General features: G+C 70.3%; 23 protein-coding genes and 2 pseudogenes. 11 read left to right on the top strand and 14 right to left on the bottom strand.

Going from position 1 to position 19,192, the window contains the following annotated elements:
* The first annotated feature begins 199 nt into the window (after nt 1–199).
* The gene (locus ACLZN2_RS44585) at nt 200–634 is read left to right on the top strand and encodes an aminoglycoside adenylyltransferase (protein ID WP_416985563.1); all 435 of its coding nucleotides are present in this window, start codon (nt 200–202) and stop codon (nt 632–634) included.
* 341 nt (nt 635–975) lie between these two features.
* On the opposite strand, the gene ACLZN2_RS44580 is transcribed toward ACLZN2_RS44585, so the two are convergent.
* Both ACLZN2_RS44580 and ACLZN2_RS44575 read right to left on the bottom strand, forming a co-directional pair.
* Nucleotides 976–1,395, bottom strand: coding sequence for a nuclear transport factor 2 family protein (locus ACLZN2_RS44580; protein WP_416985562.1), 420 nt, complete (start codon nt 1,393–1,395; stop codon nt 976–978).
* A gap of 77 nt (nt 1,396–1,472) precedes the next feature.
* The gene (locus ACLZN2_RS44575; RefSeq protein ID WP_416985560.1) at nt 1,473–2,060 is read right to left on the bottom strand and encodes an ALF repeat-containing protein; all 588 of its coding nucleotides are present in this window, start codon (nt 2,058–2,060) and stop codon (nt 1,473–1,475) included.
* 133 nt (nt 2,061–2,193) lie between these two features.
* On the opposite strand from ACLZN2_RS44575, the pseudogene ACLZN2_RS44570 reads away from it, so the two are divergent.
* The 3 genes and pseudogenes from ACLZN2_RS44570 to ACLZN2_RS44560 all read left to right on the top strand — a co-directional run bounded on the left by ACLZN2_RS44570 (nt 2,194) and on the right by ACLZN2_RS44560 (nt 4,998).
* A pseudogene (locus ACLZN2_RS44570) lies at nt 2,194–3,314 on the top strand (PucR family transcriptional regulator).
* Nucleotides 3,311–4,495, top strand: a complete 1,185-nt coding sequence (locus ACLZN2_RS44565; protein WP_416985558.1) for a pyridoxal phosphate-dependent aminotransferase — start codon at nt 3,311–3,313, stop codon at nt 4,493–4,495. Before ACLZN2_RS44570 ends, ACLZN2_RS44565 begins: the two are co-directional and overlap by 4 nt.
* Before the next feature lie 86 nt (nt 4,496–4,581).
* On the top strand, nt 4,582–4,998 hold the full coding sequence (locus ACLZN2_RS44560) for a RidA family protein (RefSeq protein ID WP_416985556.1): 417 nt from the start codon (nt 4,582–4,584) through the stop codon (nt 4,996–4,998).
* Nucleotides 4,999–5,119: 121 nt separating this feature from the next.
* Here the strand turns inward: ACLZN2_RS44560 and ACLZN2_RS44555 are convergent, their stop codons facing one another.
* Nucleotides 5,120–5,764 carry a TetR/AcrR family transcriptional regulator gene (locus ACLZN2_RS44555; RefSeq protein ID WP_416985554.1) on the bottom strand — a complete coding sequence of 215 codons (645 nt, stop codon included), beginning with the start codon at nt 5,762–5,764 and terminating at the stop codon, nt 5,120–5,122.
* Entirely contained in the window at nt 5,757–6,221 is a 465-nt protein-coding gene (locus tag ACLZN2_RS44550) for a DUF1569 domain-containing protein (RefSeq protein ID WP_416985552.1), read from the bottom strand. The genes ACLZN2_RS44555 and ACLZN2_RS44550 overlap by 8 nt, the downstream gene beginning before the upstream one ends.
* 63 nt (nt 6,222–6,284) lie before the next feature.
* Here ACLZN2_RS44550 and ACLZN2_RS44545 point away from each other — a divergent pair, with 63 nt between their 5' ends.
* Nucleotides 6,285–7,751 (top strand): aldehyde dehydrogenase family protein, encoded by a 1,467-nt coding sequence (locus tag ACLZN2_RS44545; RefSeq protein WP_416985550.1) that lies wholly within the window; start codon nt 6,285–6,287, stop codon nt 7,749–7,751.
* A 26-nt stretch (nt 7,752–7,777) separates the two neighbouring features.
* Here ACLZN2_RS44545 and ACLZN2_RS44540 read toward each other — a convergent pair whose 3' ends face one another.
* Nucleotides 7,778–8,212: a VOC family protein gene (locus ACLZN2_RS44540; RefSeq protein WP_416985548.1), complete on the bottom strand. Its 435-nt coding sequence runs from the start codon at nt 8,210–8,212 to the stop codon at nt 7,778–7,780.
* A gap of 48 nt (nt 8,213–8,260) precedes the next feature.
* Here ACLZN2_RS44540 and ACLZN2_RS44535 point away from each other — a divergent pair, with 48 nt between their 5' ends.
* Complete coding sequence (locus ACLZN2_RS44535; protein WP_416985546.1) at nt 8,261–9,292, top strand: Rieske 2Fe-2S domain-containing protein; 1,032 nt, start codon at nt 8,261–8,263, stop codon at nt 9,290–9,292.
* On the opposite strand, the gene ACLZN2_RS44530 is transcribed toward ACLZN2_RS44535, so the two are convergent.
* The 5 genes from ACLZN2_RS44530 to ACLZN2_RS44510 form a co-directional block, all read right to left on the bottom strand.
* Complete coding sequence (locus ACLZN2_RS44530) at nt 9,279–9,863, bottom strand: TetR/AcrR family transcriptional regulator (RefSeq protein ID WP_416985545.1); 585 nt, start codon at nt 9,861–9,863, stop codon at nt 9,279–9,281. The genes ACLZN2_RS44535 and ACLZN2_RS44530 overlap by 14 nt on opposite strands.
* A 25-nt stretch (nt 9,864–9,888) precedes the next feature.
* Nucleotides 9,889–10,365, bottom strand: a complete 477-nt coding sequence (locus ACLZN2_RS44525; RefSeq protein ID WP_416985544.1) for a nuclear transport factor 2 family protein — start codon at nt 10,363–10,365, stop codon at nt 9,889–9,891.
* A gap of 59 nt (nt 10,366–10,424) precedes the next feature.
* Nucleotides 10,425–12,014, bottom strand: a complete 1,590-nt coding sequence (locus tag ACLZN2_RS44520) for a carbohydrate-binding protein (RefSeq protein ID WP_416985543.1) — start codon at nt 12,012–12,014, stop codon at nt 10,425–10,427.
* 161 nt (nt 12,015–12,175) lie between these two features.
* On the bottom strand, nt 12,176–12,997 hold the full coding sequence (locus tag ACLZN2_RS44515) for a hypothetical protein (RefSeq protein WP_416985542.1): 822 nt from the start codon (nt 12,995–12,997) through the stop codon (nt 12,176–12,178).
* Between the two features lie 13 nt (nt 12,998–13,010).
* A complete protein-coding gene (locus ACLZN2_RS44510; RefSeq protein WP_416985541.1) occupies nt 13,011–13,556 on the bottom strand; it encodes an RNA polymerase sigma factor in 546 nt (181 codons plus the stop codon).
* A 116-nt stretch (nt 13,557–13,672) separates the two neighbouring features.
* On the opposite strand from ACLZN2_RS44510, the gene ACLZN2_RS44505 reads away from it, so the two are divergent.
* Nucleotides 13,673–14,272 carry a DinB family protein gene (locus tag ACLZN2_RS44505; RefSeq protein WP_416985539.1) on the top strand — a complete coding sequence of 200 codons (600 nt, stop codon included), beginning with the start codon at nt 13,673–13,675 and terminating at the stop codon, nt 14,270–14,272.
* 40 nt (nt 14,273–14,312) lie between these two features.
* Here ACLZN2_RS44505 and ACLZN2_RS44500 read toward each other — a convergent pair whose 3' ends face one another.
* Together ACLZN2_RS44500 and ACLZN2_RS44495 are read right to left on the bottom strand one after the other, a co-directional pair.
* The gene (locus ACLZN2_RS44500) at nt 14,313–14,672 is read right to left on the bottom strand and encodes a signal peptidase I (RefSeq protein ID WP_416985537.1); all 360 of its coding nucleotides are present in this window, start codon (nt 14,670–14,672) and stop codon (nt 14,313–14,315) included.
* A 44-nt stretch (nt 14,673–14,716) separates the two neighbouring features.
* The gene (locus tag ACLZN2_RS44495) at nt 14,717–15,190 is read right to left on the bottom strand and encodes an LppU/SCO3897 family protein (protein WP_416985535.1); all 474 of its coding nucleotides are present in this window, start codon (nt 15,188–15,190) and stop codon (nt 14,717–14,719) included.
* Between the two features lie 324 nt (nt 15,191–15,514).
* Here ACLZN2_RS44495 and ACLZN2_RS44490 point away from each other — a divergent pair, with 324 nt between their 5' ends.
* Entirely contained in the window at nt 15,515–16,222 is a 708-nt protein-coding gene (locus ACLZN2_RS44490) for a DUF4232 domain-containing protein (RefSeq protein ID WP_416985533.1), read from the top strand.
* A 14-nt stretch (nt 16,223–16,236) separates the two neighbouring features.
* Here ACLZN2_RS44490 and ACLZN2_RS44485 read toward each other — a convergent pair whose 3' ends face one another.
* Together ACLZN2_RS44485 and ACLZN2_RS44480 are read right to left on the bottom strand one after the other, a co-directional pair.
* Nucleotides 16,237–16,431 (bottom strand): DUF397 domain-containing protein, encoded by a 195-nt coding sequence (locus tag ACLZN2_RS44485; protein WP_416985531.1) that lies wholly within the window; start codon nt 16,429–16,431, stop codon nt 16,237–16,239.
* Nucleotides 16,428–17,273 carry a helix-turn-helix domain-containing protein gene (locus tag ACLZN2_RS44480; RefSeq protein WP_416985529.1) on the bottom strand — a complete coding sequence of 282 codons (846 nt, stop codon included), beginning with the start codon at nt 17,271–17,273 and terminating at the stop codon, nt 16,428–16,430. The genes ACLZN2_RS44485 and ACLZN2_RS44480 overlap by 4 nt, the downstream gene beginning before the upstream one ends.
* 126 nt (nt 17,274–17,399) lie before the next feature.
* Between ACLZN2_RS44480 and ACLZN2_RS44475 the strand changes: the two genes are divergently transcribed.
* From ACLZN2_RS44475 to ACLZN2_RS44465, 3 genes and pseudogenes are all read left to right on the top strand, one after another.
* A complete protein-coding gene (locus ACLZN2_RS44475; RefSeq protein ID WP_416985566.1) occupies nt 17,400–17,870 on the top strand; it encodes an ATP-binding protein in 471 nt (156 codons plus the stop codon).
* Between the two features lie 226 nt (nt 17,871–18,096).
* Nucleotides 18,097–18,954 carry a helix-turn-helix domain-containing protein gene (locus tag ACLZN2_RS44470; RefSeq protein ID WP_416985528.1) on the top strand — a complete coding sequence of 286 codons (858 nt, stop codon included), beginning with the start codon at nt 18,097–18,099 and terminating at the stop codon, nt 18,952–18,954.
* Nucleotides 18,938–19,147 (top strand): annotated as a pseudogene (locus tag ACLZN2_RS44465) (hypothetical protein); the annotation flags it as partial. The gene ACLZN2_RS44470 and the pseudogene ACLZN2_RS44465, both read left to right, overlap by 17 nt.
* Nucleotides 19,148–19,192 lie beyond the last annotated feature (45 nt).

Below are 19,192 nucleotides of genomic sequence, written 5' to 3'. Positions count from 1 at the left end.
GGACGGTCAGATCATCGAGTCGCGCGACTACATCGACCCGATCCGTACGTACACGGCACGCGGGGACCTTGACCGCCTCATCGCGTCGTTGCGCCAGGGCGTTTCCTGACCCCGCGCTTTCCGACGTGGGCTGTCCAAGAGATGACCAGAAAACACGGAAAGCGCGCACGCCTGGACGCGGCTCGGCGGGGGTTGAGCCATGGACTTCTTCATCGGCGAGGTCACGCGTGACCATGTGGACATCGACTGGTCCGCCTGGGCGGAGGATGCTCCTGCTCTGACCGGCGGCCTGCTGCGTTCCGGCTATGAGCCGCTGTCCGGGCCGCCTGCGGACCAGCAGCTTGTTTTCTGCAGGCAGGGCGTGGAGTTCAGCTTCGCTCTCTTGAGCAAGGACCGGTTCGGGCGCGTTGTAGTTGCTGGCGGTCCCTGGGCTGGGGAGGTGTGGCCGGAGGGCATGCTCGATGCTCCTGTTGGCCGTATCGGGGCGGTGCCGGATCATCAGTCCGCGTGCCCAGATCGAGATCAAGCAGATGATGCCAGTCTGGGTTCCGGTCGGCCCCGCCGCAGGAAGGACACGGAGGACATCACCCGGCTGGAAGCGGCCTCGCGGGAACAGGGCACCCGCCCGGCATGAGGGCGTGAACACGCGTGCAGCCGCTAGCGTCTGCACGTTGCAGAACGGGTCCGGGCCGTGATCCACAACTTCAGTGCCGACGGCTTCGAGGCGCTCTACCCGACGTACAAGGGCGGTCGTACCCGAGGAAGGCGAGCCCAAAGTCGTCTTATGCCTGGATGAGTTCGGCCCGTTCAACCTGCCCCACCCCGCCCTGCATGGACTACAGACCGACCGGAAAAGTCTCCGTGAGCGGTGACGACGACGCCGAACTGCGCGGCTACTGGGAGAAGCTGTCCGTCGGCGCATCACCCAGCCCAGGTCCTGACGGACGTCAGCCGGCTCCCCCTCGGCCGCCTTGATCATCGGGGCTTCGGCTCGCCCGGTTCACCCAGTGTTCTGGCTATCAGATCGGTGTCGCAGTACTCGGTGAGCGCTTGCAGCTTTCCGTCATTGATGTGGCAAACCCAGCAGTACGTGTTGTTGTAGGGCTTCCCACCGGTGGTGGTGGCGCGGCCGCTGCACTCCACCACCACGTGGTCGCCGGCGGCGATGAAACGTCGCGCGGTGTTCGTGTACGTATCTGCGAACTGGGCGAGGAGCGGACGAAAGAGTTCGTTGAGGACGGCCTGCTTGCCCTCGTACGTCCCTGACCATTTCGTCGTGCCGATGATCGTCCAGCGGAAGTCGTCGGCGAGGCTCTCGGCGAGGGGGCGGCCGTCCCCCTCGGCCAGCCCGGCGCATATGCGCCGCATCAGTTGCGTGTTCTCGGTCTCACCCATGACTGCTCCGTCACCTCGCCCCTCAAAGGTCTGGCCTGTTATTCAACAGGCTGCGGTGCTGTCTCGGGCTGCGATCTCTAGCCATCCACCTCGTACTGGCCGACCTCCAGGAACCAGCGCAGTTCCTCGGGGGTGCCGTCGATCGCGGCCTCCGCCGCCGCGCGGAGGGCGGGGCTGATGTCGGTGCGGGCGAGGATCTTCGCGATGGCGACCCGGTCGTCCTCGGCCTGGGCGAGGCGGTAGCCGGTCGCCAGGAAGGCGATCCGGTCCTCGACGGTGCCCTCGATGGCCTCCGTGGCCTCCCGGTAGACGGCCCTGCCGCTGTCGGGGTCGGCGAGGATCCGGAAGATCGCCACCATGTTGTCCTCGTCCTGGGCGAGCACGATGCCCGTCTTCAGGAAGGCGCGCATGTCGTCGACGGTGCCGTCGAGCGCCTCCTGGGCCTCCCTGCGCACCGCCTTGCCCGTGCTCTCGTCGGCGAGGATCCGCGCGATCGCGATCCGGAGCTCGTCCTCCGTCATCGAGTCGTACGGCGAATCCGCCTCGGCGGCGGTCGATGCGGACGCCGTGACGGCCGCGGTGGCCGCGAAGGACGGCGAGGCGAGCAGCAGGGCCGGGGTCAGCGCGCCCACGGCGAGGGCCAGCGCCGCACGGGTAGCTCTCATTGTCGTACCCCCATGATTGATTGGCTTCGTGCCGACGGGAAGATCCTCCAGAATCGAACACCGCCGCGCACTGTGCGGACCGGGCAACCTTGTCCGCCGGTTCGTTGCCGGAACACGAACGCGGGGGGCGAGCGTGACGGGGGAGATTCCCGTGCAGTACCTGGACGGCTACACCCTGCTCCTCGCGGAGGCCACGGCCACCGGCCGGCGGCTCACCCGGGAGGAGCTGGAGTCCCGGCGCGCCCTCGGCGAGCGCGCCGCCGACGCCGGTCACGGTCTGCGCGCCCTGGTCAGCGCCCATCTGGCCGCCGCCCGCTCGGTCCGCCCCGGCTCCACCGGCTCCACCGGATCCAACGGATCCAACGGATCCAACGACAGCGTCCTGGCCGCCGTGCAGCAGGTGATCGACGCGCTGGCCGAGGGATACGAGCGCGCCCAGCGGCTGGCCGTACGGCGGGAGGAGGCGGCGCGTCGGGAGTTCATCGACGACCTGCTCTACGGCCGGAGCGACCTGGGCCGTCTCGCGCAGCGCGCCGAACGCTTCGGTCTGCGGCTGTCGCACACCCACGCCGTCGCCGTCGCCCAGGGCCCGGCCGCCTACGACGAGGGCGACCCGGTGCCCCGGCGGGTGGAGCGCGCGCTGCTCGCCCGGTTCGGCGACCGCGAGGTGCTGCTACCACCAAGGACGGTCTGCTGGTGTGTGTCGCCCCCGGCCATCGGGACGAGATCCTGCCCGTCTTCGCGCGGCAGGCGCGGACCGCGACCGGTGGCGGGCGGGTGGCGATCGGGCGGCCGCAGCCCGGCCCCGGCGGGGTCGTCCAGTCCTACGAGGAGGCTCGGGGCTCCCTCGAACTCGCCGAGCGGCTGGGGCTTGGCGACCCGGTGCTGCGCGCCGCCGACCTGCTCGTCTACACCGTCCTGACTCGCGACCGGCAGGCCATGGCCGACCTCGTGCAGGCCGTCCTCGGCCCGCTGACCACCGCCCGCGGCGGCGCCGAGCCCCAACTGGCCACGCTCACCGCCTACTTCGACTCCGGCTGTGTCGCCGCGCAGGCCGCCCGCCGGTTATCGCTGAGCGTGCGCGCCCTGACATACCGGCTGGAACGCATCCACCAGCGCACCGGCGTCAACCCCGCCGACCCCGCGCACCGCTACACCCTGCAGACCGCTGTCATCGGCGCCCGCCTGCTCGACTGGCCGGCCCGGCCCCTCTGGCCACACAGACACCCACCTGTCGGAAAATCGACGGTATGAGGATCTCGCAGCGCGCCCAGGCCATAGCCCCCTTCTACGCGATGGAGTTCGGCAAGCAGGCCGCCGAACTGGAGGCGGCGGGCCACCACGTGGTCAAACTCAGCCTGGGCGAGCCCGACTTCGGCGCCCCGCCCGCCGTCCTGGAGGCGATGCGCGCGGCCATGGACGGCACGCCGATGACCTACACGGCGGCCCTCGGCCTCCCCGCGCTGCGCCAGGCCATCGCCCGCTTCTACGCCGAGAAGCACGGCGTGGAGGTCGATCCGGCCCGGGTGGCCGTGACCGCGGGCGCCTCCGCCGCCCTCGTGCTGGCCACCGCCGCCCTGGTCGACCCCGGCGACGAGGTACTGATCGCGGACCCCTCCTACCCCTGCAACCGCCAGATCATGGAGAGCTTCGGCGCCGACGTCACCCTGGTCCCGACCACCCCGGCCTCCCGCTTCCAGCTGGACACGGCGTCCGTACGGTCGTACTGGACGGACCGCACCCGCGGCGTCATGATCGCCACCCCCTCGAACCCGACCGGCACCTCGGTCCCGGCGGACGAACTGGAGTCGCTCTGCGCCCTCGCCCGCGAGCGCGGGGCGTGGCGGCTGGTCGACGAGATCTACCTCGACCTCGGCGACCACGACGACCGGGGCCGCCCGCCGGGCAGCGCCCTCGCGCACGACCCCGACGCCGTCGTCGTCAACAGCTTCTCGAAGTACTTCGGCATGACCGGCTGGCGGCTCGGCTGGTGCGTGGTCCCCGAAACCCTCGTCCCCGCGCTGGAGCGCCTCGCCCAGAACTACTTCCTGTGCGCCTCCGCCCCGGCCCAGCACGCCGCCCTGGCCTGCTTCACCCCGGAGTCCCTCGCCGTGGCCGAGGCCCGCCGGGTGGAGTTCGCCGAGCGGCGCGCGCTCGTCCTGGACGGCCTGGACCGCATCGGCCTGCCCGTGCCCGTCCCTCCCGACGGCGCGTTCTACGCCTACTTCGACGTCAGCGGCACCGGCCTGACCTCCTGGGAGTTCTGCGCCCGCGCCCTGCGCGAGGCCCACGTGGCGCTCACCCCGGGCCGCGACTTCGGCGTGGGCACGGCCGACACCCACGTACGGCTGTCGTACGCGGCGTCGGCCGACGAACTGAGCGAGGGCATCGCCCGGCTGGGCAAGTTCACGGCCGCCCTGGGGACCTCTGCCTGATCCACCCGCGTCCCCCGGCCTGATCCAGGCCTGATCCAGGCCTAATCCACCTGCGTCCCCCGGGACCGCCGTGCAGAATGCGCGCCATGGCACCCACACACGACACCCCGCACCTCACGCACATAGCCGCACCGGAGGGCGTCGCCCCCGGCACCGGCTACACCCATGTGGTCATGGGGACCGGGCGGCTGGTGGCGGTCTCCGGGCAGATCGCCCTCGACGCCGTCGGCAAGGTGGTCGGCGAGGGCGACCCGGCCGCGCAGGCCCTCCAGGTCTTCGAGAACCTCCGCCGCTGTCTGGCCGCGGCGGGCGCCGGCTTCGAGAACGTCGTGAAGTTCACGTTCTACGTCACCGACGTCGCCCACCTGCCCGCCGTACGCGAGGCACGCGACCGCTACATCGACGTCGAGCGCCCGCCCGCCAGCACCGCCGTCCAGGTCGCGGCCCTGTTCCGCCCCGAACTGCTCCTGGAGGTGGAGGCCCTGGCCCTGCTCCCCGAGTAGCCCGGGGAGTTGTGTGCGCTCAGTCTCAGCGACACGCCGCATGCACGGCGTGTTTCCGGCGTGTCGCTGAGACTCGATCACCACTTGTCGCAGCCAGGTGGTCACACCCCCCGCCCCCCGCCTAGGCCGGTGCGGGGCCCCGCGCGTCGGCGCCGAGGGCCCGCAGGACGAACGGCAGGAGCCGGTCCGCCCCCGCCCTCGCGGCCTTCGCGTCCACCCGCTCGGGCAGCCTCGGCGTGATCAGGAAGTGGCTCAGCATCGGCCCTACGACGAGGTCGCCGAGCATCTCCAGGTCCTCGACCGGCGGAATCTCCCCCCGCTCCGCCGCCCGCCCCACCGCCTCCTCCACCCGGCGCCGTACCGGCACCAGGAAGCTGGTCGCGAGGGCTTCGGCGAGGGCGTCGTTGTGGGCGGCCTCGCCGATGAGGGCGCGCATCAGCCTCCCGCTCTCCCCGGTCAGGCTCGCGGCCTTGTCCCTCAGCAGGGTCCGCAGGTCCCCTTCGAGGCTGCCGGTGTCGGGCTGCTTCACCAGGTCCTCGGCGCGGGTCGTGGCAGCCGCGATCACCAGCTCCTCCTTCGAGGACCAGCGGCGGTAGAGCGTCGCGGTGGAGACCCCGGCCCGGGCCGCCACCGCACCGGTGGTCAGCCCGCCGTACCCGCTCTCGGCCAGCACGGCGAGGGTGGCCTCCAGCAGGGCGCGGTCCCGCCCTGCGTCACGGGGGCGGCCCCGCCGGGGCGGACCGCCGCCGGGCCCGGCGTCAGGCATCGGCCAGGCCCGGCAGATGCTCGGCCAGGTGCATGGCGTGCAGCCGCTCGTACTCCGCGTGCGTGCAGCCGCCGTACGCCGGGTGGAGCGGATGCGGCCCGGTGTGGGCGGTGAAGAGGGTGACCGCGTCGGCGAGCCGTGCCGCCGCCTCGGCGGCCGGGAGCGCCGGGTCGAGGGGCGGGGCGCCGTCGAGTTCCGCGTCGAGGGAGTGCCTGGTGGCGCCCCGGCGCAGGAAGAGGCGTTTGGCGAGGGTCCCGGCGGTGGCCCGGAAGAGGGCCGGCTTCAGCCGGGGGTATCCGGTCACCGAGTAGCGGACGGTCTGGGCGCAGTGCTGCAGCGTCTGGGAGAGGTTCCAGGAGCTGCCCGGTGCGAGGAGGTCGCCTTCGGGCCGGTCGAGGGACGCGGGCAGCAGCTCGGCGAGCCGGGTGAGGGGGGCGAGCGGGGCGGCGGTGGGCATGGCGGCAGTATACGCAATACGAAACGAAAGGCTTTCGTTTCGTATTGCGTATAGGGTGGCCGCATGCCGACGCCCCCGATCCACCGCCCCCAGCCCCAGGCCCCCGCCCCCGCGCCCACCCTCACCCCCGCCCCGGACGAGACCGTCTCCCGCCTGCGCGCCGCCTTCCTCACCGGCCGTACCCGCCCCGCCGCCTGGCGCAAGGACCAACTACGCGCGCTGCGCACCCTCTTGATCGAGCATCAGGAGGAGTTCGCCGCCGCCCTCCACGCCGACCTCGGCAAGAGCGGCACCGAGGCCCACCTCACCGAGACGGGTTTCGTCGTCAACGAGATCGACCACACCCTGCGCCACCTGGACCGCTGGCTGCGCCCCCGCCGCGTCCCCGTCCCCCTCTCGCTCGCCCCGGCACGCGCCCGGACCGTACGGGAACCGCTGGGCACGGTCCTGATCATCAGTCCCTGGAACTACCCCTTGATGCTGGCGCTCGCGCCCCTGGTCGGCGCCCTCGCCGCGGGCAACTGCGCGGTGATCAAGCCCAGCGAACTCGCTCCCGCGACCTCGGCCCTGCTCGCCGACCGGCTGCCCCGGGCCCTCGACCCCGAGGCCGTGGCGGTCGTCGAGGGCGCGGTACCGGAGACGACGGCGCTGCTGGAGCAGCCGTTCGACCACATCTTCTACACCGGCAACGGCACCGTGGGCCGCGTCGTGATGGCCGCCGCGGCCCGTCGGCTCACCCCGGTCACCCTGGAACTCGGCGGCAAGTCCCCCGCCGTGGTCGAGCCGGGCGCCGACCTCAGGGCCGCCGCCCGCCGTATCGCCTGGGGCAAGTTCATGAACGCGGGCCAGTCCTGCACCGCCCCCGACTACGTCCTCGCGATCGGCGACACGGCCCCCGCCCTGGAACGGCACCTCACCACCGCGATCCGCGAGATGTACGGCACCGATCCGGCGGCGAGCGCCGACTACGGCCAGGTCGTCAACGACCGCCACTTCGACCGCCTGCTGGCCCTGCTCGAAGACCGTGAGGGAGGCGGCGGGAACGGGCTCGGCGGCGCCCGCCTGGTCACCGGCGGCGAACACGACCGTACGACCCGCTATCTCGCCCCCACCGTCCTCGCGGACGTCGCCCCGGACGCGCCCGTGATGCGCGAGGAGATCTTCGGCCCGATCCTGCCGATCGTCCGCGTCCCCGACCTGGACGCGGCGATCGCGTTCATCACCGCCCGGGACAAGCCCCTCGCCCTGTACGGCTTCACCGCCTCGGGCCGGACCAAGCGCCGGCTCGCCACGGAGACCTCCTCCGGCGCCCTCGCCTTCGGCGTCCCGAACGCCCATCTCAGCGTGCCCGGCCTGCCCTTCGGCGGCGTCGGCGAGAGCGGCCTCGGCAGCTACCACGGGGCGCACTCGATCGACACGTTCAGCCACACCAAGGCCGTCCTGGACAAGCCCCTCTTGCTGGACCCCCTCAGGGCGGTCTACCCGCCGTACACCCGCACGAAGGACCGCCTCCTGCGCAGGTTCCTCTGAGGGCACACCAGGCACACCGTGTGATCTCAGTCGAGGCAGAACTCGTTGCCCTCGATGTCCCGCATCACGATGCACGACTCGTTTTCCTCATCGGCGAGGAGGACCCGCTCGCACACCGCGCCGAGCTCGACCAGTCGTGCGCGTTCGGCCTGCAGCGTGGCCAGGCGCTCCGCACCCACGAGCCCGGTGCCGACCCGCACGCAGAGGTGCACCCGGTTCTTGACGACCTTCCCCTCGGGAACGCGCTGGAAGAACAGGCGCGGACCGACGCCCGAGGGATCGGCGCAGGCGAACCACGCACCCTGGTTCTCGGGCGGCAGCGAGCGACCGTAGTCGTCCCAGGTGGCGAAGCCCGCCGGGGGCGGCGGTACGACGTACCCCAACACCTCGCACCAGAAACGAGCGACGCGCTCGGGTTCCGCGCAGTCGAAGGTGACCTGGAACTGCTTGACCGATGACATCGGATCACCGTAACAGGGGCCCCGGGACCCTGATCTAGCATCACCCCCATGCGCCTACGACGGAGTCATGACAAGGCCGCCGCACTCCTCGCCGCCCTCCCCCGCGATCCCCGGGCCGACGCGTACCCGATGCCGACCGTGCCCCACGGCTGGTACGCCGTGCTCCGCTCCGCCCAGCTCCGCCCCGGCAAGGTCGTCAGCCTGCACTACTTCGGACGGGCGCTGATCGCCTTCCGGGGGACCGACGGGCAGGCGGGCGTACGGGACGCCCACTGCCCCCACTACGGCGCACACCTCGGCGCCGGCGGGAAGGTCGTCGACGGCACGGTGGAGTGCCCCTTCCACGGCTGGCGGTTCGGGACCGACGGCCGCTGCGTCGAGGCCCCGTTCGCCGTCCGCACCCCCAAGGTCTCCCTCGGCGGCCTCCCGGTGCGCGAGCACAGCGGGCTCGTCTTCGTGTACGCCGGCCCCGACGCCCCGTCCTGGGAGGTGCCCGAGATCCCGGAGACCATCTCCCGCGAGTTCGCCGCCCCCGTCGACGACACCTGCCGGGCCCGCGTCCACATCCAGGAGATGCGTGAGAACATCGTCGACGAGTCCCACTTCCACTTCATCCACGGCCAGGCCGAACCCCCGGTCCAGGACTGGCGGGTGGACGGCCCGTTCGCCGAGGTGCGCGGCCGGATCCGGCGGCGCGTGCTCGGCTGGGACATCGACAACACCTTCGACGCGTTCATGTACGGCCCCGGCGTGATGGTCGTCCGCACCCACGGCCCGGTCCTCTCCGTGACCGCCGTCGCCCTCAGCACGCCCGTCGACGAGCGCACCAGCGAGCTGCGCATGCTCTACTACCTGCGCAAACCGTCCCGCGCCCCGTTCCTGACCCCCGCCCTCAAACTCGTCTTCCGCGCGGAGGCCCTCGGCGAGGTCCGCGAGGAGGTCCACATCTGGGACCACAAGATCCACCAGCCCCGCCCGGTCCTCCTCCCCCACGAACAGGGCATACGCCAACTGCGCCGCTGGTACGCCCAGTTCTACCCGCCGGAGACACCCCGGGCCGCCTCCGTCACCGACCGGTGAGGACGTGCGCCCACGGCTCATCGATGCCGGCCAGACCCAGCACGGCGACGACGTTGTCGAGCATTCCGGCGCCGAACCAGCGCCGCACGATCTCGTCGTCGCCCAGCAGCCGCCGAACGGTGTCGACCTGCTTGGCGTAGCAGCGGCGCACGGCCTCCGCCACCAGCGGCTCACCTGCGGCACAGTTGGCGTGCATGAGGAAACGCAGGATGTCCCGGTCCACGACGAGCGCGGCGTAGGCGCCGCGCGCCGCGTCCAACGCCGCGTCCGCCGCCCCAGCCGTTGCCCCGTCCGTTGCCGCCTCGGGCACCGGCCCGGCCCCGCCCGGCGCCGGCGAGTGAGCGAGCAGCGTTTCGGTCATGACGACGGACACGTGGTCGACCGCCGCGACGAACAGGGCTTCCTTGTTCGGGTACAGGCGATAGAGATACGGCTGGGAGATGCCGACCCGCTCTGCGATCTCGTGCGTCGTCGTACCGTAGAAACCCTTTTGCGCGAAGCAATGGACCGCGGCGGCCATGATGGTCCGACGTCGTTCGTCGCTCTTCGTGCTGGTGCCGGGGGCGGGCATGGGCGTCAGTCAACCACGGCTCCTTTCAGCTGCCAAAAGTCACGCTGAGGTCGTCGGGGTCGGACGGCACGTCGTCGGGTGTGAGCGCCTCGATCGCCAGCAGCGGGTTCCAGTAGTCCAGGTAGTGGGTGATGAGTCCGTTCTCATCGGTCCGGACGACGGAGATGCACTCCTGCTCGTACGGCTTGCCGGTTGGCAGCGCCGTGCCCGTCGAGCGGAATTCGGCGATCGCCAGATTCGGATCGACCGTCTCGTGGAACACGAGGTCGATGAACTCGACGTCGAAGGTCTCGGGGAAGTTGCTCATGTGCGCGAGCAGTGCGTCATGCCCCTTGACCTGCCGGGGCACGCCGGCCGGCGCATACGGGAACTCGATCACCCCGTCCGGGGCGAACAGCTTCACCCACTCGTCGACGAGCCCGGCGGCGGTGAGGCGCAGGTGCTCGGCCACGGCGTGCTGGGCAGGGGTGCGGCGGGTGGTGTCGTCTTCCTTGCCAGTCATCTTCACTCCTCTATTAGTGATTGACCTATAACCTACCACACCGCAGCCCCGAGCGCCTGTTACAAGGTGACCTGGCTGCCTCCCAGGGTCACGATCAGCTTGCCGTCCGAGGCGAAGGACCAGGCGAGGGCGCCGCTGTAGGAGGAGGCGCAGCGGGAGCCGTTCGTGCCGGTCCAGAACTGGTTCGTGCTGTCGGCGTCGCCGATGGTCTTGTCGTTGGAGCCGCTGACGCTGTAGCGGCAGGAGGTGTTGGAGCGGAAGACCGAAGTACCCGCGTCCCAGGAGTAGTTGCGCTGGGCGTTGTCGATGCTGAGGTTGTTCGACACGGCCATGGAGCCCGGGTTGCTGTTGTACGTGAACCCGTGCTTGCCGTTGTGGTAGGCGATGCTGCGCCGCACGACGTGGTTGACGGCGATGTCGTCGCCGCCGAGCTTGTAGCCGTTGCGGTCGCCGTTGGAGTTCACGGTCCCGTCGGAGAGGGTGCCGTTGTTGTAGGAGAGGGAGTCCTCGATGGTGACCGGGCCGATCGCACCCGTGTCCGTCTTCGTGTACAGGTCCCAGCCGTCGTCGATGTTGTTGTGCGCGACGGCGTACCGGAAGACGTTTCCGGTGCCGGTCGTCAGCTTCGCGGCGAAGCCGTCCGCGTCCTCGCCGTCGGAGTCGGCGTTGTCGTGCGACTCGGCGCTCAGGACCAGGTTGTCGGAGGGCCAGTCGGCGGTGGCCGTGGAGGAGGAGATCCGGCCGAGCTGGAGCCCGGTGTCACGGTTGTAGCGGGTGACGGTGCGCTCGATGACGTTGTGGCTGCCGCCGACGTAGATGCCGTTGTCACCGGCACGTTCGACGACCACGCCGTAGACGCGCCAGTACGAGCCGAAGAGCTGGAGCCCCCGGTTGGAGGAACTCTCGCTCTGCGCCGAGAAGTTGAGGACCGGGGTCTCGCCGGGATAGGCGGACAGGGTGGTACGGGCGCTCGCGGTGCCGCTGCTGGTCTGCGGAATCGTCACTGTCGACGAGTAGTTGTACGTCCCTCCGCGCAGGTAGATCGTGCCGCCCGCGGTGACCCGGCTGATCGCCGAGGTGAGGGTGGTCGGCGCGGAGGAGGTGCCGGCCGCGCTGTCGGTGCCGCTGGGCGAGACGTAGATCGCGCCGGTCGTCGGGGGTGTGGTGCCGTCGGCCGTCGTCGCCTCGAGGTAGTCGACGTTGGGCAGCCCGCCCGAGGTCGTGGGGTCGAGACGGATCGTGTTGCTGCCGGCGTCGAGCGACACGGTGAGCGTCTTGGTGACCCAGGTCGACCAGGCGCCGGTGGCCTCGAAGGACGGCGTCTGCACGGTCGTACCGTTGACGACGAGGGAGGCGGGGCGGGCGGTGGTGGTGCCGTTGGCGAAACGGACGTTCAGGGTGGCCGTGCCGGCGGTGGCCGCGTTCACGGTGAACTGGGCGTACGCGCCGGTGGCGTTGGTGCCGTTGCAGAATCCGCTGCCGGAGTAGCCGGTCCAGTCGGAGTCGATGGTGCCGGTGCAGACCGCCGGCGAGGTCTCGGCCTCGTAGCGGACGGTCGCGGCCTGGGCGGGGGTGGCGCCGGCGAGCGCGACGAGCGCGCCCGCCAGCAGGCCGGTGCAGGCCAGGGTGGAGCGCAGTACAGGTCTCATGTGACGCATCGTTGATCTCCATGTCCAGAACGGGCGGGTGCGGGAGCGGATGGAGAAAGCGCTTTCCATGGAAAGCTAGAAGCGTGGCGTGAACTCGTCAATGGACCTGTACATGATTTCTGTTCACATAGATGGACATCTGAGCCTGAGCTCCCGACGTCTCAGCCCCCGGTCGGCACCGACTCCGCCTCGACCGTGCGGCTCGTGCCGTCGGTGAGGGTGACCGTGAACGTGCCGGTGAGCAGGCCGTCCGGCCGCCCGTCGGGCCACCAGGCGGTCCAGCGGCCGTCCTGGAGCGTGGCGCGGGCGGTCTTCCCGTGGTCCCGTACGACGACCTCCTTCACATCGGAACCCGCCGCCCCGACCACATAGTTGAACTCCTCGTCACCGCTCCCCCGGGCTCCGTAGGTGTCCAGGCCGATCCCGTCGGCGGGCAGCGCGGCCACCGGGGAGACACCCATCGCGATCCCCGAGCCGTCCGCCCCGGCCAGGCAGTACGCCGCGTCCGCACCGCGGCTGACGACCATGGAGGCGACGCTGCCCCGGACGTCGGCGTTGGCGACCTCCGGCGTGCCGCTGCCCATGCCCTCCGTCAGCTCCAGGCAGTGCTCGGCGGCCTCGGCCCCCTTCTCGTCGGCGGTCTCCAGCCCCTGGGGCGTACCCGTCCAGCTGGCCAGCTCCGCCGAGGAGAGCGGCCCGCTGCCGCCGAGGCCCGCCAGCCCGCCCGTCACGGCGACGAGAGCCGCACCGGCGGCGAGCGCCCCGGCCAGCGTGAAACCGGCCCGGCGTACGACGGGGCGCCGCAGGAAGGTCGCGGCACCCCCGGTGGGCCGCCCGGTGTCGGCGAGGACCGTCCGCAGCAGGGTCTCCTCCCGGTCGATCTCGGCGGCGGTGGGCTCGGTGCGCGGGGCGGCGTCGAGTGCGGCGAGGCGGGCGAGCAGGTCGTCGCTGTCCATGGCGTTCGTGCTGTTCATGGCCTTCATGGCGGGGCTCCTGTCAGTGGGTCGGGGCGAGGGCCGGCGAGGAAGCGGCCGGGGCGTCGAGCAGTGCGGCCAGCCGGCGTCTGGCCCGGGTCAGACGCATGGCGTAGGCGGCGCGGGTGCAGCCGAGGACCTTCGCGGCGTCCTTGGCGGAGAGCTGCTCCCAGACGTGCAGCGCGAGGACCTCCTGGTCGGCGTCGGCAAGCGACTGCCAGGCCGCGGCGAGGTCCAGCCTGCTGTCGGCGTACGCGGTCGGATCGACCAGCGGAACCCGCGCACCGCCGGGCCCGGTGCCGTACCCGCCCTGCCGCACCCGCACCGCGAGCGCGGACCGCCGCCGCATTCCCCGCCCGGCGTTCAGCATCAGCTTCCGGGCCGTGCCGAACAGCCAGGGCCGCGGATCCTCGGGCACCTCCCGCCGACGGCGCCACGCCGTCAGAAACGTCTCTCCGACGATGTCGTCGACGTTCATCGGATGCGCGCGTCGCCGCACGAACCTCAGCACGTCCTCGTAGTGGGCCCGGTACACCTCTGTGAACCGGTCCTCGTTCTCGATGGGCATGACTTCCTTCCGTCGCGTCTGCCCTTACGTGTCCGGGAGGGGCACAGGTGCAACAGGGGTTCTTGGCGGGACTTTCCGGGGCCCGGGTGTCAGTGGCCGGTGGAAGACTGCCTGCCATGACCGAACCGAACCCGAAAGCGAACCTTCAGGCCTACCTGCAAGACGCGCGGGACACCCTGCTGTGGAAACTCGAAGGGCTCTCCGAGTACGACGTCCGACGCCCGCTCACCCCCACCGGAACGAACCTGTTGGGGCTGGTCAAACACGTCACCGGGGTGGAGCTGGGGTACTTCGGCGACACGTTCGGGCGGCCGTTCTTCACCGAGGGACCGCCGCCCTCGTGGTACAGGGAGGACGCGGAACCCAACGCGGACATGTGGGCCACCGCGGACGAGTCACGCGAGGAGATCGTCGGGCTGTACCGCCGGGCGTGGGAGCACTCCGACGCCACGATCGCGGCACTGAGCCTGGAGTCGACCGGTCACGTCCCGTGGTGGCCGGAGGAGCGGCGGGAGGTGACTCTGCACCGCGTCCTGGTGCACGTGCTCTCCGACACCCAACGGCACGTCGGGCACGCCGACATCGTGCGCGAGCTGATCGACGGAAGCGTCGGACTCCTTCAGGGCCACGACAACATGCCACCGGTGGACAAGGCGGGGTGGGAGACCCACCGGGAGCGGCTGGAGCGCGCGGCGCGGGAGGCGGGCGACGGCTGATCCACCCCGCTCCGCCCGCTCCCTCCATACGGCTATACGGCTATACGGCGTACCCGGCGACGGACGGCCACCGGACGGTCAGCACGACGGACTCCTCCTCGGCGTACCAGGAGTGGTCGACGCCCCGGCCCCAGACGACGTAGTCGCCCTGCTCGGCCAGGAGGACACTGCGCCCGGGAAGCTCGACCCGGAAGCGCCCGCTGATCAGCACCAACAGGGCCGTACGCGCCTCCCCGGTCACCCACTGGGCCCGCTCGTCGCCCTTCGGATGGACGCCCCACTTGATCTCGACGTCCTCACTGTGCCGGGGATCGGAGGCGTCCTTGAAGTGGCCGAGGAGCCAGCCCCGGTCCAGTGCCGCGTCCCTGCCCGCGTTGCCGACGTAGACGGTGTCGTTCATGGGCGGGGACCGTAGCAGTGGACCGGCGACCGGGTGGCGGTGGATCAGACCTTGGTGAAGCAGTAGGTGTAGTCCATGCTGCGGCTGTTGCTGACGAGGATGCCGTAGTCGTACTCCGACCCGCACTCCTCGCCCTCGCCCATCAGCACGTCCTCGGTCTTGTACTCGGCCTCGGAGGAGCCGCAGTCGACGATCGTCGGCACGGGCTCGCCCTTGGGGTCCTTGACCTTGACGCAGTCACCGATGCTCGGGGTGTGCGTGGCGTCCTCGGATGCCTGAGCGGACGCCGAGGCCTCTGCCTTCGCCTTACCGCCGTTGGGATCGGTGTTGTAGTCGTAGACGTAGTAGGCAAGACCGCCGAAGATCGCGATGACGATGACGGCGGACTTCACCATCCGCAGCATCCCGCCCGGCCGGGGCCCTTGGGGCGGCTGCGGCTGAACGTACTGCGGCTGCTGACCATACTGCGGCTGGTGCGGCTGGTGCGGCTGGTTCTGGTACGGCGATGGTGCGGACATGCTTGAGAAGCCCCCGTTGTCGATGAACATGCCGTGGTCAACGCGAAGTTGACGGCGGGAAGGCTATCTTTCGGCCATCGACCAGGTCGAATCCGGACGTAGTGTGTGCGCCCCCTTCACCGTTCCCCCACCCAGCCCACACATCACCCCCCTCCGTCTCACAGCTCGCTGACACCGTGTCACAGGCGCGTGACAGCGGAGTCTTGGATGCGAGACACGACGAACCGACGGGACCCAAGCGATCATCATGATGATCGTAAGAACGCGGTAAACGAGCACAACTACCCAGTGCTCCACGTCCGTTGACCTGGAAGGAAACCCATCATGAACCGTCGTCTGCGCAACGCCATCGCCATCACCGCCGTCTTCGGCGCGAGCCTGCTGATGACCGCGTGCAAGGGGAACATCACGGCGTCGGCGTCGGACGAGGCCCCGTCCGGGACGTCCACCAGCGCGAGCACCACGGGTGGCTCCGGCCAGTCGACCCCGACGGCGTCCACCGGCGGCAAGGGCAGCACGAGCGGCAGCGGCAGCAGCGGTTCGAGCACCTCGGGCGGTTCCGGCTCCGCTTCCGGTTCCGGCTCCTCGGACTCGGACAGCAGCGACACGGGCTGGGACAAGACCGGCGTCGGCCAGTCCTGCGGTTCCAACGACCTCAACTGGAGCTACAGCGAGGAGACCCAGGGCGGCGGCTACTACCTGATCAAGGTCAAGGCGAAGTCCGGCATCACCTGCACCCTGCCCCAGTCCCACCCGGTCGTGGCCTTCGGCTCCGACGGCACGGAAGCCTCGGCCGCCGAGCGGTACGCCGATAAGATGATCACCCTGAGCGGCAGCACCACCGCCTACGCCGGTGTGGTCACGCAGCCCACCAACACGAACGACGCCCCGCAGTACCAGGGCCTCATCGTCTCGGTCTCCGACGACGACGACAACCCGCTGACCCTGAACGTCGGAACGGTCTCCGTCGAGGCGCCGATGGTCAGCAACTGGCACACCAAGGCCGCGGACGTCGTCGCTCCCCTCCTCTGAGCCGCCCTGTGCCGTCAGCGGCCGGCGTATGCCACGAACTCCGCCCAGACGGTGGCGGCGACGTGGAAGGTGGGGCCGCCTTCGGGGTTCTTGGAGTCACGGATGTGGATGGTGGTGGGGGCTACGGCGACTTCGACGCAGGAGTCCCCGTCAGGGCCGCTGCTGTAGCTGCTCTTGAACCACACCAGGTCAGCGGTATTGCGGGTCATGTTTCTCCCAGCAGTTTCTCGATGAGGGCCAGCGACTCCCTCGGTGGGAGAGCCAGAGCTCGGATCGTGCCATAGCGCAGCTCAAGGATGCGGAGCTGCTTCGGCTCGGTGATCGCTCGACCGTTGAACGCGCCGTCGGAACGGCCGACCGCTGAACCGTCGGCGAACTTCAGCAGCTCGATCCTCCCGCTCAGTCCGGGGTGAGGGCCGCTGTTCAGTGGCATCACCTGAAGGGTGACGTTGCGCAACCGTCCCACCTCCAGGAGTCGTTCGAACTGCTGTCGCCTCACCATTGTGTCCCCTACCTGCCGGAGGAGGGTCGCCTCTTCCTGGACGAAGCTGAGTGAGGGGGCGGGCTCACGCTCGTAGAGGGACCGGCGTGCCATCCGAGCAGCAAGCATGCGGTCCATCTCGTGAGGCGAGTACGGCGGTTGCCAGACATCGAACAGCTCACGTGCGTGCTCCGGCGTTTGCAGGAGACCGTGGATGTTGTTGCACTCGTAGACCCCGATCTCGACCGCCTTCGCCTCCAACTCGGCGATCTCGCGGACCTTCTTCGGGTAGCTGACCTGCTTGACGTCCTCCTTCATCGCCGCTAGCAGCCCACCCGCCTTCAGCACTTCGTCGGCCTTGTCCAGGAACTCGGGCCGAGGAATCCGCTTGCCGCTCTCGATCTTGTACACCATGTCCTCGCCGTAGCCGACGGCCGTGCCGAAGTCGCCGGCCCGCATCCCGACGGCCTCGCGACGCAGTTTCAGTTGCCGCGCGACGGTGGCGACCACCGCGACCCCCCACTCGTCGGTGGGGTCAACCTCCCACCCCGGCTCATCCCCCTGCGTCATCGCGGAGCCCTCCTCATACCGTGCTCGACATGCCCGGACACCACCGGACAAAGAGTGGACAGTGACTGTACGCAACCGCGTAGTCACTGTTCACCGTAAGCGCAGGCGGCCACGCTAAGTGACGTGATGCAGAAATCCCCCCAACTCGACTCCCCCATCCACAACTTCGACGTACGCCTGTCCCCCACGCCCCGGGGCGCCCGCCTCGCCCGTCTCCTCGCCACGGAACAACTCCGCTCCTGGGGCCTCCCCCTGGACCCGGCGGCGCACATCGTCGCCGAGCTGGCCACCAACGCCGCCACCCACGGCCGCGTCCAGGGACGGGACTTCTCCCTCCTCCTCTACGTCATCGCGGACACGCTCCGCATCGAGGTCACGGACACACGCGGTGACCGCATGCCCTGCCTCCAACAGGCACCCGGCGACGGAGAGTCAGGCCGAGGCCTCCTCCTCGTGGACGCCTACGCCGACCGCTGGGGCGTGTACGAGGGCCTGCCGCCCCGCAAGACGGTCTGGGCGGAAGTGGTTCTGGCACCGGAACCCGAGATCTCGCACTCCGGTGCCGTGGGCGGTCCTTCCAAAGAACAACTTGGGTGAAAGAACCCCACCAAGCCCCACCCCTCCCGCCCGTCGATCAAACTCACTCGGGAGGGTGAAATAGCCCAACACAGCTGGATTTGAGGCCCATTGCCTGGCTTACGCTCAGCGCAACAGCCGCAGACATACGTCGGCCCCCGCAGGGACTGCCATCCCATCGCGAGGGCCTGACCACCGAGGGAGCAAAGCCTGCTTCCCGATGGATGAAGCGAAGGCCCACTTCCCGATGGATACCGAAAACCCTAGCGCGCACGCGCCCGCCAAGTCCCGCACGACGGGCAAAAACCACCCTCACGCGGGTCTGGTTCACGACAACGCCCGCCACACCACCCGCTTCACGGTGATCGGCAACCACCTCGCCCAGCACGAGGAACTGTCCCTCCTGGCGATCGGCCTCGGAGTTCACATCCAGTCGCTGCCGCCCGGCGCCCTCATCGACATCAAGTCCCTCGCCAGTCGCTTCATCGAGGGCAGGGCCCGTATCGCCGCCGCCCTGAACGAACTCGAAACCCACGGCTACTTGCGCCGCACCCACGAGCGCACCGCCACCGGCCGGATCTTCACGCGCACGGTCTCCTGCAACAAGCCCGGACACCGGACCGACCCCGCCGACACCTCCAGCAGGCCCGCACGCCGCCCCGCCCAGGACAAGCCACCGCCCCGCCGCAAGCTCCTCCCCGCCGTACCCAAGCCCTCGTACACCTCCGCCACCCTCCTCCAGGCAGCCGTGGACGTCCTCGCCGGCCTCCGCCACCACGACCCCCGCCTCCTCCTCTCCGCCACCGACGCCGAACACCTCGCCCCCGGCGTCGTCGCCTGGCTGGAACGCGACCTCACCCCCACAGCCGTACGCCACGCCCTGATCGCCGACCTGCCCGACGAACCCCTACGCCGCCCCGCAGCCCTCCTCGCCCACCGCCTGGCCGCACAACTCCCGCCCCTGCCCCCGATCCGGCCCCCGGCCCCCGCCGCCCCGGAGCCCAGACACCCCCTCCACAACTGCGACGGCTGCGACCACGCCTTCCGCTCCCCGACCCCAGGACTCTGCCGTGCCTGCCGCACTACCTCTGCCACCATCCCCTGAGACCGTTCTGCCCCGTCCCGAGCTGACTCCTGATGCCCTGCGTGCAGCCCTTGCCGTCGTTGCCCCGGACCGCCTGGACGAGATGCAGGCCATGAAGGACAAGGCCTTTGCCAAGGCGGTCGAGTGGCAATCACTCAGCCCGGTACAGAGCTGGGTCCTGATCTGGGCCAAGGAGATCGAGATCGCAGTTCGCGAGCGAACGGAGGGCGCTTAGCATGAAGGCGACGATCCTTGCCCC

Origin of the sequence: Streptomyces sp. T028 (genome assembly GCF_048159505.1) — a bacterium.
In the GTDB taxonomy this organism is placed as follows: Bacteria; Actinomycetota; Actinomycetes; order Streptomycetales; family Streptomycetaceae; genus Streptomyces.
The sequence above is the reverse complement of the archived record's forward strand: the minus strand, read 5'-3'. Positions and strand labels throughout refer to the sequence as shown.